Here is a 14,476-nt window from a genome sequence, read left to right as displayed (position 1 = left end):
TCCTACTGAGTTCCATGGGCAGAATCTGTTCTCCTATCGTGAATTGTGTGGTATATGGTTTCTAGTATGTCTTGTAGCTGATAAGGACGGACGGCGGCACAGTTGGGACTCGATCTTTGCTGGGTAGCACTCTAGGTGGGACGCGATCAAGCCGTCAGAGCCGCAGAATCAGTCCTCGATGTCATCAAGCGCTTCGACGACGCGTTCGATCATCTTGCGCTCGCCGCGCCGGAGGTTCTTCGAGACGGCGGGTTTGGACACGCCGAAGTCCTCGGCCAGCGACCCCAGTGTCGCGTCCCTGGGTGACTCGAAGTAGCCTTCGGAGACGGCGGTTTCCAGCGTCTCGCGTTCGGTGTCCGAGAGGTCCCGACAGCCGTCCACGAGTGTCATCGCCGCGCCGGCGTTCTGCACGAGGTCCTGCAGTTGTGGGAGCGTCGCCGACGTCCGCTCAACCACGTCGTACTCGTTGTCACGGTCAAGTTCCGAGAGCGTCGTGTCGGCGTCTCGGCCACGGTCGAAGCCGACGTGCCAGGTCTCGCTGCCTGCCTCAATGTGGAAGGGCCCGGTGATGTAGCCGCCGTTGTCTCTGATGGTCTGCATCGCCGCCGTTTCCTCGATAGTCGTCCGGATGTGAGCGGCGTTGTTCTCGCGGCGCAACAGCACACAGTCGTTCATGTTCTCGTGGGTCTGCAAGCTGTCCAGCCCCGTATCGAGTACCCCCGCATCCTCAGCCTCAACAACCATCCGTGTCTCCAACTCCCGCGCACGCTGGTCGAAGTCCCAGTGTACCGCTGCAAAAGCGACATCGTGGTCTGCCGTCGTGTCGATGAAGGGGCAGTCGTACTGCTCCATGTCCAGAGCGATATCTATCATTGGCAGTCCACTGTATCACGAACAATTCGTGTGATACGGTAAAGAACCCCACGATTAATAGTAGCTATTTCTCGCAACCGGGTTCTTCACGAACGTCTATCCCTGATACACCGTTTCAATAGTGTTTTAGGGCTCGGTTCTGGATGAAGTGGTATGACTTTGCACGCCAGAGAGATAAACCAGGACGTACGGGAGTTGGGTGCACTCCTGGGCGAAGTGCTGGAAGCACAAACCTCGACCGAGGCGTTTGACACGGTAGAAACTATCCGGAACTCGTGTATCGACTACCGGCGCGGTGACGCCGAGACACGGGACGAGGTCCACCGGGCGCTGAACCGACTGAATCCGGAAACGCAGGACATTGTCGCACGCGCGTTTACGACGTACTTCGAGCTTATCAATCTCGCTGAGGAACGCGAACGGGTCCGCGAAATCCGAGAGGGGAGCGAGGAGGGTGTACTGGCCGACAGCGTCGAGGAAGCCGTCCGGGACCTGGCCGAACGCGGCGCAGACCCGGAGGAGTTCGAGCAGGTGCTCGAAGACGTTCTCATCCAGCCGACGTTCACGGCTCACCCCACCGAAGCCCGCCGGAAGACGGTGAAAGCGAAGCTCCGGTCGGTCGCCCGTGACATCGAACGCCTCGATGAGCGGCGACTCACCGAACGCGAACAGAAGCGTATCGAGCGCAACCTCGACGCCGAGGTGACGAGCCTCTGGCAGACGCCACAGGTCCGGGACCGCCGCCCGGAGGTCACCGACGAAGCGCTGAACGTCCAGTGGTACCTCGAAAACGTTCTGTTTGACGTCATCGACGAGGTGTACGACGAGCTCGAACACACCCTCGAAGACGTGTACGACGAGGACATCGACATCGACACGCTCTACGAGTTCCGCTCGTGGGCCGGCTCCGACCGCGACGGCAACCCGTTTGTCACGACCGACGTGACCGAGGAGACGCTGGAGCGCCAGCGCGAGACTGTACTGCCGCTGTACCGCAACAAGCTCAAGGAACTCTCCGGCGTGCTGAGTCAGGATGCCTCGAACATCGCGACCGACGCGCTGTTCAACGAGCGACTGGACCGTCACAAGTCCAAGCTCCCTGGCGTCGCCAAGGAAGCCGAAGAGCGGTATCCCGACGAGCCCTACCGCCAGAAGCTCCGGCTGATGCGCGAATCCGTCATCCGGGTCAGCGACGTCCGCCAAGGCGGCTACGAGAGCGAGGAAGAACTGCTGACCGACCTCCGCGTCATCGCCGACAGCCTCCGGGAAAACGACGCCGAGGTCATCGCCGAGGCCCACGTCGACCCACTGATCCGAAAGGTCGAGACGTTCGGCTTCACCCTCGCCAGCCTCGACCTGCGCGACCACCGGAAGATGCATACCGACGCCATCGCCGAAGCTGTCGACCGGCAAGGCATCGACTACGCGTCGATGGACGAGGACGAGCGCGTCGAGTTCCTGACCGAGGCCATCCTCCAGGATAACACCGTTATCGACATGGAAGACACCGAGGGTCTCTCGGAGGACGCTACCCGCGTCCTCGACCGCTTCCGTGCGACCGCCGACTGGCAAAACGAGTTCGGCATCGACGCCATCGACACCTACGCTATCTCGTGGTGTGAAGAGCCCAGCCACGCGCTGGAAGTGCTGTTCCTCGCTGACCAGGTCGACATCGTCGACCTGCCCGGCTACTGCGGGTTCGACGTGGTCCCGCTGCTGGAATCGGAGTACGCACTCTCCGGAGCCCGCCGCATCATGGGCACGCTGTTCGAGAACGAGGCCTACTCCCAGGCCCTTGAGGCCCGGGACAACATCCAGGAGATCATGCTTGGCTACTCCGACTCGAACAAAGAGAACGGCTTCCTCGCCGCCAACTGGTCGCTGTACAACAACCAGAAGCGACTGGCGGACATCACCGATGACTACGACGTGGAGATGCGCCTGTTCCACGGCCGCGGTGGCTCTATCTCCCGCGGTGGCGGTCCGATGAACGACGCCATGCTGGCCCTGCCAAACGAGACGGTGACCGGCCAGATCAAGTTCACCGAGCAGGGCGAGGCCATCGCCGAGAAGTACGCCAACCACGACATCGCCGAGCGGAACCTCGAACAGATGCTCAACGCCCAGATACGGGCGCGGCAAAACGCAATCGAGGAGCCCGTCGAGGAGATTCCCGACGAGTGGGCGGAGGCGATGGAGACAGCGGCCGACGCCGCCCGCGACGAGTATCAGGACCTGCTTGAGACCGACGGCTTCGTCGAGTTCTTCGAGCAGGCGACGCCGATCACCGTCATCGAGAACCTCAATATGGGCTCGCGGCCGGCTTCCCGAAGTGAGGACCGCAGTGTCGAGGACCTCCGTGCCATTCCGTGGGTGTTCTCCTGGACGCAGGCCCGCTGTATCATCCCTGGCTGGTACTCGATCTCGACCGGGCTGGACGCCTATCTCGAAAATGGCGGCGACATGGAAACCTTACAGGAGATGTACGAGAACTGGCCGTTCTTCCGGACGAAACTCGACAACGCGTCGCTGGCGCTCGCCCGAACTGACCTCGGAATCGCCGAGGAGTACGCCGACCTCGCTGACCCCGAACTCCGCGAGCGCATCTACCCGCGTATCGTCGAGGAGTACGAGAACACCGTCGCGAAGGTGCTCGAAATCACCGGGCAGGACGGCCTGCTCTCGCGGGACTGGCTCAAGGAGAACTTGGAGCGCCGGAACCCGTACGTCGACCCACTGAACCTGTTGCAGGTCCGTCTGCTCAAGCAGTCTCACCGGACTGAAACTGAGCGCCGGACCCTGCGGCTGACCGTTCAGGGTATCGCGGCCGGAATGAAAAACACCGGGTGAGCCACTGAACGACGCCGGCCAAGGCGTCGTTGTAACGACTTACTACAAAGGTAGTACCCATCGAAGGATTTACGCGTCTGCCCACGGAGTAGCCGGTATGGCACTCGAAACAGTTCTTCTCGCAGTTGGACCAAACGACGCCGACCGAATCGACGAACTCGCTGACGCCGTGCTTGATATCGCGAGCCCGGCCGATGCGACGGTTATCGTCGCACACGTATTCACCGACGACCAGTACGACGGCGTCGTCGACAGGCTCGAATTCGAATCGACCGGCGAAGCCGACCCCGACGAGGTCGCCGACCGCCACACAACAGTCCGGGAGCTCGTCTCACGGTTTGACGACGCCGGTCTGTCCACACAGGTCCGCGGTGCCGTTGGCAACCACGGCGAGCAGATCGTTAGCCTCGCCGAAGTGACGAACTCGGATCTCGCCGTCGTCGGCGGCCGCAAGCGCTCGCCGACCGGGAAGGCCGTCTTCGGCTCCACAGCACAGGAAGTCATGCTGAACGCGCCGTGTCCGGTCACGTTCGTCCGCGGCGACGAGTAGCGAGGAGGTGTACAACTCCATTTCAGGGTCGCTTTTCAGGCGTCTATACCGCGATATCGTTCGCCAGCCGCGCATCTCGTATCCCGAATACTACCATAGTACGTACCAGATACACAAATGTTGAAGTCTGAGCAGTCCTGCGAAACGATATGGCACAAGAGATCGTTTGGTACGGGGCTGGGGCTGGGGCGTTTTTCATGTCAGCTGTTGTCTTCGTGTGGTTCGCTGCAACGAGGGGTAATATCAGGTCCTCGTTCTACTACCTGCCGCCGATACACACCTCAGTCGCGGGAGCGGCATACGTGGCGATGGCACTCACGGCGGGCGGCCAGCTCGGGGACACGGTTAGCATCACGACGCTCAGGTTTGCCGATTGGATCGTCTCGACGCCGATCATCACGTACTATCTCGCACGGCTGGCTGGCGTCGACACGCAGACGCGGCGGCTCGCAGTGGCCGCAAACGTGGTGATGATCGGCGTGGGATACGGCTTCGTCAGTATGTCGGGGTCGCTCCGGTGGATTGCCTTCGCCGTGTCCACGGTCGCATTCATCGGGCTACTCTATTTGTATATCAAAACGTTTGCCCGGAAGATTAAGGCTGCAACAGCGAGCGTCCGCAGCCTGTTCCAGAGCCTCCGAGACTTGACTGTCGTGACGTGGTCACTCTACCCGGTTGTCTACTTCCTGGGTCCTCTCGGGGCGGGGATCATTCAGGTCCCTGACCTGAACTTCCTCGTTGCAGTTCTTGACACCATTGCCAAAGTCGGATTTATGTCGGTTCTGCTTGTCAGATACAATTCGGTTGAGACGTTCGTCGACAGCTGGTCCGTAGCTCCCGCCAAGTGACTGACACTGGTACCTCCATGTATATACCAGATACACCGGTTTTATCCGAGAAAAATCCCTAGGGAGGCTATATGTCGGCAGTAACCAAGCGGAGCGGCTCGTACGGTCGGACCTTGGGGGTAGGAGCGGTGTTGGTTCTTGTGTTGGCTACGCTGGCGGTGGTGAATGTGTACACCAATCTGGCGCCCGAAATGAGCGGTTCACAGCAGTCGATGCTTCTCTCGGGACTCGTGAGTATACTGTTGATCGTCGCAGTTGCGTTGCTGTTCGTGGCGACGATCATCGGCCGGGAACGGACTGCAGCCGTAGAGACACTCGCTGCGCAGGCGCGCCAGATTGAGCAGGGAGAGCTTGACGTCGACCTTGCGACGAACCGGACGGACGACGTGGGGGACATATACCGAGCGCTCGCCGTGTTACGCGATTCAGAGCAGCTAGACCGGCAGCATGGGGTCTCTGCGGAAGTCGTCGCACAGTACTGTGAAACGACTGTCGAAATTTCGAACGGTAACGACGACAGCCGGCTTGAGGAAAACGTAGACGACCCACAGCTGGCGGAGTTAGCGATGCGATTCAACGAGATTCTGGACCAACGTAAACGGGACGCAGAGATCGATTCCCGATAAAGCATCTTATCGTTGAACTGTTACCAGCAGATTTGCCGGCGGCAACTGGCCGCGAGAGTCACGAAAGTCAATGACAGACAAGCCCGACGAAGACGCGTTCGAACCGAACCGTGTGAGAATCTCTGGGGAGACCGAAGCGGACATCGTGGCGCTGTCACTCAGTCTCGACTCCGATACGATTACCATCGACACGCGGACCGGCACAGTGTCGAGCGAACAACTGACGCTTCCGTATGACCGCCTAGAGTCAGTCCACATCGTCCGCGAGGGAACATACACTGTGGTCTTCGAGACGGACCGGTGTGAGTACGCGCTCACAAACCTCGCTGCCGACCGGGCAGCCGTACGGGAGCTCGTCGATTACGCCCGGCAACAGGGTGGACTCAGAACCGAGCGAGAGTCGAGCGACTCGACAGCGGAGTCACAGGCTACAGATGCACCAACAGAGCGGGACGACGGAGAGACAGAACAGGAAGCGGCACCGAAGACGGAACTCGACGAGTGGACCTGGGGAGAGACGTCCGGGACCGACTGACTGTCTCAATCACGGTGGCGGCGGGCCGTGACCTGTCGGTCGGACGTCACTCCACCAGCGCGGCTTCGAGGAGTTCGAGCGGATGTCGGATCTCGTAGCCGCTGCCGTGTTCCATCTGCATCGCGCAGGTCGGGCACTCGGTCATGCCGGTTTCGCCTTCGGCGTGTTCCATGTGCTCGAACATCTCCTCGCCGATCTCCATCGACTTCTCGTATTTCTCCTCTTTCCAGCCGTAGGTCCCCGAGATGCCGGAACAGGAGTCACCCACATCCTCGACCTCAGCGCCGTCGAGGTCGCGGAATAGTTCGACGGCCTGGCGGTCTAGTCCTTGATTGCGCGAGTGACACGGCGCGTGGTAGGCGAATTCCTCGGCGAGGTCGCCGTCCACGTCGGCCGCCTGCACTTCGTCCTTGAGGTCCTCGTGGATGCGAAGGTACTCGACGGCCTCGAAGGTGTTCTCGGCGACCTTGTCGATGCCATCGATGTCGAACAGTTCGGGGTACTCCTGCCGGAGCGCCATCGAACAGGAGGTACACGAGGCGATTGCGTGGTATCCTTCGTCGACGAGTTCGGACATCGACGAGACGTTCGTCTCGGCGTGGCGGCGGGCGTCGTCGAGCATCCCGTTGGCGAACATCGGCGTCCCGGAGCACTTCTGTTCGGGTGCCACAACCTCGTAGCCGAACTCCTCGTACACGCGGACCATCGCCTTGCCGACCTCCGGCGTGTTGTAGTTGGAGTAACAGCCGTGGAAGTACGCCACTTTTTTGTCGGCGTCCTCGGGGAGCCCGCGACGTTTGCGGGCTGCCTTCGCGTTCTCTCGCGACTGGACCTGACCGCCACGGTCGGCCCACCACTCGCGGAAGGTCTGTTTTGCGAATTCTGGGAAATCACGCTCGCTGGTGACACCGAGCGTCTTCTCCATGACCCAGCGGGCCGGCCCGAAGTTCATGGCGAAGTTCGCCAGCCGCGGAACCTTGCTCGCGAAGAACGCGGAGGTGCGGTAGTTCGCGAGGATGCGGTTCCGGATGTACTCGACGGAGAGCTTGTCCATCTGCTCGCTGACGTACTCCCCGCGAGCGGTGTTGTGCATCTGGCTGAGCGGGACGCCCGATGGGCAGGCGTTGTCACAGCGCATGCAGTTCGAGCAGTCCATCACCGAGTCGTCGATCTCGTGGTCGTCGTCGGACTGCTTGAGCCGCCACTGCTCGGGGCCCTGAAACTTTGGGCCGGGGAAGTCGTCGTCGACCTCCGCGACGGGGCAGTTCGTGTCGCAGGTCGAGCATTTGAAACAGGAGTCCGCGCCGGGCCGGAGGTCGAAGTCGTCGCTGTCGGGGAAGACATCAACTGGTTCGAACTCCTCGCCTGTGTTCGGTGCTACCGGGTCAAACTCTGTCTCTGGTGGGGTTTCAGCGTCACTCATCGTGCTTCCTGTGCGGCGCGCTGGCCCGCCGCGTAGCCTGTTGCGATCGAGACCCCGCTACCGGATTTCTCGGCGGCGAAATCATAGCCGCCCAGTACGGAGCCGGCAGCGCGCAGGTTTTCGAACTCGCTGTGCTTGCTCGCATCGAGGGGTCGAAGGTCGTCGTCGGTCGCCACGCCGTAGCGGGCGAACTCGTGGTCGCCGAACAGTTCACCCTCGAACCAGTCATAGCGGTCCGCGGCGTGGGGGATGTGGCAGTCAAACACCGGTTCGTACACGCCCTCGCGGTCGGATTCGACGCCCTTGCCGACGAAGCCACCGGTCGCGAGAACGTACTGGTCGGCGCTGTTGGGTATCTTCGCGCCGTTCTTCTCGATGAATACCTTCTCGATACGGTCCTCGCCGTCGAAATCGACGACTGGATTGCCGGTCTCGATGCTGGCCCCGGCCTCGTCCAGTGCCGAGAACAGCGCGTCCTCCAGTCGGAGGCCGGGTAGCGACGGCGGCCCCATCGGGACCTCGAACACGTCGACGCCGAGGTGGTCGCCCAGTGCGTCGCGAATGGCACCGGGGTTGTCGTCGCCGAGAATCGCCGGGAAGCCGACCCGCTCTTCGTCCTCCAGCAACGGGTTCACGCGCTGGGCGAGCGCCTCGCGGGCCGGGACCATTCGCCCGCGAACTGCCACCTCGCTGTTGGTGTCGAGCAGTTTTGCGTACCGCGTGACCTTCGCGTCCGCGCGCAGGTCGCCCGGGAACCGGATGGTCTCGCCGCGGACATCGAATGGCACGCCCGTTGCGTCGAGATGGGCAGCGACGTGGGGCGCGTCGAAGTCGACCATTTCCTCGATGCCGACCAGCAGCGTGTCGCGGGTGTCGCTGGCGAGACCGGCGCTGGCTCCGGCCGGGTAGCGGGCAGTCGGTTTGATACTTCCGCCGTGGGTCGGCAGGAGTGCGTTCGTGTCCGTGTGCTCACCTTCGTAGGTCGGGACCGCATCGTCGAACAGCGACAGTGCGTCCCGGACCGTCTGGACGCCCACCTTTCGGTAGGGATGTGCCTCCGGCAGCGACGGGATCGCCTCGTACGGGTCGGTTAGCGGGCCGTCGCCGTCCGGTGTGTAGCCGAGCACGTCTACCAGACCCGACGCCTGTCGGAGCGTGGACTGTTTATACGAAACCAGTCGCACGTCGGCTCCCTCGCGAGCGGCCGCCAGTGCGCTGGTCAGCCCGCCGAGGCCGCCGCCGATGACGAGTACCTCCGACTCAATAGCCATTTGTCCCTCCGTCGGCGGCCACGTCTGCGCTATCCACGCTGCCGCCTGTTTGTCCGCGGCCCGAATCGAACGCCGAGAAGTCGACCGGCTCGCCGTCCGCCGGGTCCTGGTCGCGGTTCTGCGTGGTAGCGTGCAGTGCGTAGTTCAGGGCTGCCTGAGAGAGCTGTTCGCCCCAGAGGGCGTGTCGCTGCCCCTTCCAGCGCTCCTGTAGCAGTTCGTCCCAGGCTTCGCGGACGACCGGCTCGTCGTACTCCGAGTGGAGTTCACTCGCCATCCGGTGCGAGCAGAAGCCGCCCTGACAGTTGCCCATCGACGCACGGGTCCGGATGCGGACAGCGTTGAGGTCCGAGCCCGAGCCCCCGATAGCGTCTTGAATTTCGGCGCGGGTAACGCCTTCACACGCACAGACTGTCGGGTTCGGCCCGTCGGTCTTGAGCACGTCATCAGCCCGGGAGCCGAGCCGTTCGACGCTCCGACGACCGATCGGCGACCGGAGCCCGAACTCGTCCATGTAATCCCGCAGCACAGAGAAGTCCTCGCTGCCCGGGAGCGGCTCGTCGGCGGTCCGACAGTCAGCGTCGATGCCGAACTTCCCGCAGACGTGGTCAGCGATCTGCTCACCCATCATTCGGTAGGTGGTGAACTTCCCGCCGACGATGCTGGTCATGCCGGGCAGGTCGTCGCGCTCGTCGTGGTCGAGCAGGAAGAAGTCCCGCGTGATGTCGGTCGGGTCGTCGCTACCGACATCCGGCGGTTCATACAGCGGACGGACGCCCCAGAACGAGCGGATGGTCCGGGCCTCATTGAGCATCGGAATCAGCTCCGAGAGAGTGTCGATCATCATGTCGACTTCCCACTGCTCTTCGGGGTAGTCCTCGGGGTCCTCGACCTCTTCGTCGGTCGTGCCAAGAATCGCGGTCGTCTCGTGGGGCACGACGATGTCGGCGTCGCCCTTGGGCCGACAGCGGTTGATGACGGTGTCGACCTGACGGATGTTCATGATGGTCATGACGCCCTTGGATGGGCGGACCTCAATGTCCAATCCGGCCATGTCGCCGATGCGACCGGCCCAAGCTCCTGTCGCGTTCACGACGTAGTCGGCCCGGATCTGCTCGGTCCCGCCTTCAGTGCCATGAACTCGCTTCCCGGGGCCAGAGTCGTGTTCGACCTCGATACCGACGACCTCGCCGCTCTCGACGAGGAGGTCAGTCACTTTGGTGTGTGTCTCGATGCGTGCGCCGTGCTCCTGTGCGCTCGCGGCGTTCGCGACGACCAGCCGGAACGGGTCGATAGCGCCGTCAGGGACGCTGATTGCCTTGTCGATGTCCTTGGCAAGATGTGGCTCCATCGCGCGGGCTTCCTCGCCGGAGACGACTTCGGCGGGAATGCCGCATTCCTCACAGCCGTTGAGCTTCTTCTGGAAGTACTCCTCGGAGTCCTCAGGTCGCTTGACGAACAGGCCACCGGTCATTTCGACACAGTGGCTTGCGATATCTCGCAGAACTCGATTTTCCTCGATACACTCGGTCGCACTGGCCTGGTCCGAAACGGCGTACCGCCCGCCACTATGGAGCAGCCCATGCATTCGACCGGTGGTCCCGTGGGTCAGATTCCCCTGTTCTACGAGGGTTACGTCGAGCCCGCGCATCGCGAGGTCCCGCGCGATGCCCGCCCCAGTCGAGCCGCCACCGATGACGGCGATGTGTGGTGTCGGTCCCATCTATCTTTCCGTGATTTTGGAGCGCACACACTTCACTTTACCGTTGCTGGTGCTTGGGTAGTAAATTTTCTATGTAATCATGAGGAATACCGACGAACTGTACTGTCAATTGTAAACGCCTGACATGGAATGTTTCGACTGACAGTTGTCCGAGTGATCGTACACAACTACTCGAATGTGGAAAATAAAATCGAATATTAAAATTCTAGAGCTATAATGACGGGCTCTGACAGTATTTTACCCTCTCAAACTTTAATTATCACCGCTACCTACCCAACAGTAACTATTATATATTTTGATAGTTGATTATCCCCGAGACCGTGTTGGCCGTTTGGCCAACGGGAGTGACAATGAGTAAATGGAACCCACTTGATTCAGAAGACGGCCCGCCTGACGGGGAACGCACCGACGGTGGCGTCACAGAGGGGCGGGATGGAAGCGAGTCAGAGCGTGGACGGCCGTCAACAGAAGCCCTCCAAGAAGAACAAGCGGCCGGGGAAACGGAACCCGACCCCGAACGGGCGGAACTGAAAGCACAGTGTGAGCAACTGGCGGCGGAACTCGAACAGGAGCGGGCAGACCGCCGGGCGCTCGAAACCGCTGTCGACCACCTCGCCACTGTTGCCAGAGAAAACGCCGACGGCGACCTCACCGTGAAACCGGGAGAACCGCCGATTGAGACGGCTGCACCGCTGTATGAGGCATACGATGAACTGCTCCGGGAGTGGACAGACACCGTCGACCGGATGGCATCGTTCAGCGAGCAGGTGACCGCCGCAACGGAACAGGTCGACACCCGCCTCGGGTCAGTCAAATCAGCTAGCCGGGACGTGAGCGGTGCTGTCGGAGAGATTTCTACCGGTTCGGACGAGCAGCGAGACGAGATACAGTCGATCTCCGACGAGATGCGGAACCTCTCGGCGACGATTGAGGAGATAGCGAGCGCCGCAAACGAGGTCGCGGACACGTCAGGCAAAGCCAGCGTTCGAGGTGAATCTGCACTGGAGTCGGCATCCTCGGCAATGACGACGCTTGACCAGTTGACCGACAACGCCGAAGCGACCGTCGACAAGGTCGAACAGCTAAACGACCTGCTGTCGGACATCGAGGAGATTGTTGATTTCATCACGGACGTCGCGGACCAGACCAACATGCTGGCGCTGAACGCCAACATCGAAGCGGCCCGAGCAGGGGAATCCGGCGACGGATTCGCTGTTGTAGCCGAGGAGGTCAAATCGCTCGCAACCGAGACAAAGGAAGCGACCGACGAGATCGCGACCTCCATCCAAGAAGTTCACGAACAGGCTGACGCAACGGTTTCGGAGATGCACGACACTCGAGACAGTGTCGAAGATACCCGCTCGTCAGTCGCCAGCGCACTCGACGAACTGGATGCCGTCGTTTCGATGGTCGAAGAGGTCGATTCGAGCGTACAGGAAATCGATGATGCGACGGATACGCAGGCCGATTCCACACAGGAAGTCGTGTCGATGGTCGACGATGTCGAGGGGATAAGCGCCCGGACGGCCGAAGAAGCGGCCGTCGCCGCTGACGCCGCAGCGGACCAGACGACGGAACTCGCGGAGGTCTCGACGCGTGTCTCGACGCTCACTGAGCGAGCCGAGTCACTGGATGCATCACTCGATTCCTTTGAACTGGCGACCGGTGCGGCGGCGGCCAACACGAACGGGACCGTCGTCGAGTTCTGGCACGCAATGGGCGGTGAGAAAGCGTTACTGCTGGAAGAGCTCGTTCGCGAGTTCGAATCACAGACTGACGGCATCAGCCTCGCACTGCGGTCGAAAGGGAGCTACCGCGGGACGCTCGATGCGACGCTAAACGCCGCTGAAAACGGTACTCCACCGGCAATCGCACAGATATTTGAGATCGGCACCACGCGTGCGCGCGACAGTGGGTACTTTAGACCTGTCGAGGAACTCCTCCCGACAGCCCACATCGACTCACTGCTCGACCCGGTGACGAACTACTACCGGTTCGACGGGACGCTCCACTCGCTCCCGTTCAACGCGTCGAACCCGGTGATGGCGTACAACCGCGATGCGTTCAAACAGGCTGGACTTGACCCTGATTCGCCGCCAGAAACTCTCGCTGACGTTCGGAGCGCGGCTGAGACGCTCGTCGACAGGGGTGGCGTGGATGCTGGGATCACGTTTGCGAACTACTCATGGTTCGTCGAGCAGTGGTTTGCCGAGGCCGACCAACTCCTCGTAGACAAGAACAACGGGCGGTCCGGGGCACCGACGGAGAGCTATCTCGATGGCGAGTTCGCCCACAACTTATTCGACTGGTGGCAGGGCCTCGAAGCGGACGGCCTGTACCACGACCCCGGTATTGAGGCCAGAGGCGCGGCTCGCACCCATTTCGCTGAGGAGAACGCCGCGATGCTGATCGGCTCGACATCGTCGCTGAACAGTATCGAAAGCAGCGCCGACTTCGATGTCGGGACCGGCCGATTCCCCGTCCTTGACGACCGGACCGGCGTACTCGTCGGCGGCGCATCGCTCTGGGTCGGTGACGAAGTTTCCGAGGGGGTTCACGAGGCTGTGGGTGAATTCCTCACCTGGCTCACTGAACCCGCTCAACAGCGTCGGTGGCATCAGGAAACCGGCTACTTCCCAGTGCACGCGGATGCGATTCCACAGCTCCGGTCGGCGGACTGGTTCGAAAAGAACCCACACTACAGGACGGCGTTCGACCAGCTCACGGAGACACGTGACACCACGGCGACGCGGGGCGCGCAGATAGGCCCGTTCGACACAGTGCGAACGATCATCGAAGACGCCGCCGACAGTATGGACGGACCCGATTCGGTCCCGTCCGCGCTCAAGCGACTCGACACACAGGTCACAAAACAGCTTGAACGGTACGATTCCGGCCGGTAGCACCGTCAGATTCTTTCTTTACTCGCCAAACATCACCATTAGTAATCTTTATAATGGTTCACTATGTTGTTTACTGGCAAGGTGGTAGCTTTCATAAATAAGCTACCTCCACCACGGAGAACACAACAATGGCAGACACATACGTTGGCGCGATCGATCAGGGAACGACCGGTACCCGCTTCATGGTGTTCGACCACAGCGGCCAGGTCGTTGCGAATGCCTACGAGAAGCACGAACAGATTTACCCGGAGCCCGGCTGGGTTGAGCACGACCCCGTCGAAATCTGGGAAAACACGCAGGAAGTCGTAACCAAGGGGCTGGCGGATGCAGGTGTCGGTGCCGAACAGCTTGAGGCACTTGGCATCACGAACCAGCGTGAGACGACGATCGTCTGGGACAAGGAGACCGGCAAACCGGTCCACAACGCGCTGGTCTGGCAGGACCGCCGAACCACCGACCGCGTCGAGGAAATTCAGGAAGAGGACAAAGTCGAATGGATCCGGGGGAAGACCGGGCTGGAATGTGACGCCTACTTCTCGGCGACCAAGACCGAATGGATCCTCGACAACGCGGAGCCGCTCAAGATGCAGAGTTCGCGCGGCGCTGACCTCCGTGAGCGAGCCGAAGACGGTGAACTCCTGATGGGGACCATCGACGCATGGCTCATCTACAAGCTTACCGGCAACCACATCACGGATGTCTCGAACGCATCACGGACGATGCTGTACAACATCCACGACATGGAGTGGGACGATGAACTCCTCGAAGAGTTCGGCGTTCCGGAGTCCATGGTTCCGGAAGTCCGCCCGTCCTCCGACGAGAGTCTGTACGGGCACACCGACGCGGACGGCTTCCTCGAAGAGGAAGTCCCCGTTGC

At 61.4% G+C, this 14,476-nt stretch carries 11 protein-coding genes; 7 read left to right on the top strand and 4 right to left on the bottom strand.

Annotation, left to right across the window (positions count from 1 at the left end; all coding sequences use genetic code 11):
- Positions 1-168 precede the first annotated feature (168 nt).
- A complete protein-coding gene (locus G9463_RS09835; protein ID WP_011223091.1) occupies positions 169-873 on the bottom strand; it encodes a helix-turn-helix domain-containing protein in 705 nt (234 codons plus the stop codon).
- 153 nt (positions 874-1,026) lie between these two features.
- On the opposite strand from G9463_RS09835, the gene ppc reads away from it, so the two are divergent.
- The 5 genes from ppc (at position 1,027) to G9463_RS09810 (ending at position 6,282) form a co-directional block, all read left to right on the top strand.
- Positions 1,027-3,723, top strand: coding sequence for a phosphoenolpyruvate carboxylase (gene ppc / locus G9463_RS09830; protein WP_165896595.1), 2,697 nt, complete (start codon positions 1,027-1,029; stop codon positions 3,721-3,723).
- Positions 3,724-3,820: 97 nt separating this feature from the next.
- Entirely contained in the window at positions 3,821-4,273 is a 453-nt protein-coding gene (locus G9463_RS09825) for a universal stress protein (protein WP_007189875.1), read from the top strand.
- A gap of 149 nt (positions 4,274-4,422) precedes the next feature.
- The gene (gene xop2, locus G9463_RS09820) at positions 4,423-5,121 is read left to right on the top strand and encodes a sensory rhodopsin III (RefSeq protein WP_165896594.1); all 699 of its coding nucleotides are present in this window, start codon (positions 4,423-4,425) and stop codon (positions 5,119-5,121) included.
- Between the two features lie 167 nt (positions 5,122-5,288).
- Positions 5,289-5,747, top strand: coding sequence for a HAMP domain-containing protein (locus tag G9463_RS09815; RefSeq protein WP_241244072.1), 459 nt, complete (start codon positions 5,289-5,291; stop codon positions 5,745-5,747).
- A gap of 70 nt (positions 5,748-5,817) precedes the next feature.
- Entirely contained in the window at positions 5,818-6,282 is a 465-nt protein-coding gene (locus tag G9463_RS09810; protein ID WP_007189878.1) for a hypothetical protein, read from the top strand.
- A 46-nt stretch (positions 6,283-6,328) separates the two neighbouring features.
- Here G9463_RS09810 and G9463_RS09805 read toward each other — a convergent pair whose 3' ends face one another.
- Genes G9463_RS09805 through glpA form a run of 3 tightly spaced genes read right to left on the bottom strand, consistent with a single transcriptional unit; the run spans position 6,329 to position 10,696 of the window.
- Positions 6,329-7,705, bottom strand: a complete 1,377-nt coding sequence (locus G9463_RS09805; RefSeq protein ID WP_007189879.1) for an anaerobic glycerol-3-phosphate dehydrogenase subunit C — start codon at positions 7,703-7,705, stop codon at positions 6,329-6,331.
- Positions 7,702-8,976 (bottom strand): glycerol-3-phosphate dehydrogenase subunit GlpB, encoded by a 1,275-nt coding sequence (gene glpB / locus G9463_RS09800; protein ID WP_165896593.1) that lies wholly within the window; start codon positions 8,974-8,976, stop codon positions 7,702-7,704. Before glpB ends, G9463_RS09805 begins: the two co-directional genes overlap by 4 nt.
- Complete coding sequence (gene glpA, locus G9463_RS09795) at positions 8,966-10,696, bottom strand: anaerobic glycerol-3-phosphate dehydrogenase subunit GlpA (protein ID WP_165896592.1); 1,731 nt, start codon at positions 10,694-10,696, stop codon at positions 8,966-8,968. The genes glpB and glpA overlap by 11 nt, the downstream gene beginning before the upstream one ends.
- Before the next feature lie 350 nt (positions 10,697-11,046).
- On the opposite strand from glpA, the gene G9463_RS09790 reads away from it, so the two are divergent.
- Both G9463_RS09790 and G9463_RS09785 read left to right on the top strand, forming a co-directional pair.
- Positions 11,047-13,599: an extracellular solute-binding protein gene (locus G9463_RS09790; protein ID WP_165896591.1), complete on the top strand. Its 2,553-nt coding sequence runs from the start codon at positions 11,047-11,049 to the stop codon at positions 13,597-13,599.
- Positions 13,600-13,727: 128 nt separating this feature from the next.
- A partial coding sequence (locus tag G9463_RS09785; RefSeq protein WP_255458686.1) for an FGGY family carbohydrate kinase occupies positions 13,728-14,476 on the top strand: 749 nt, incomplete at its 3' end.

It is taken from the genome of Haloarcula sp. JP-Z28, from assembly GCF_011440255.1.
Classification (GTDB): domain Archaea; phylum Halobacteriota; class Halobacteria; order Halobacteriales; family Haloarculaceae; genus Haloarcula; species Haloarcula marismortui.
This window is presented reverse-complemented; position numbering and strand designations above follow the sequence as displayed.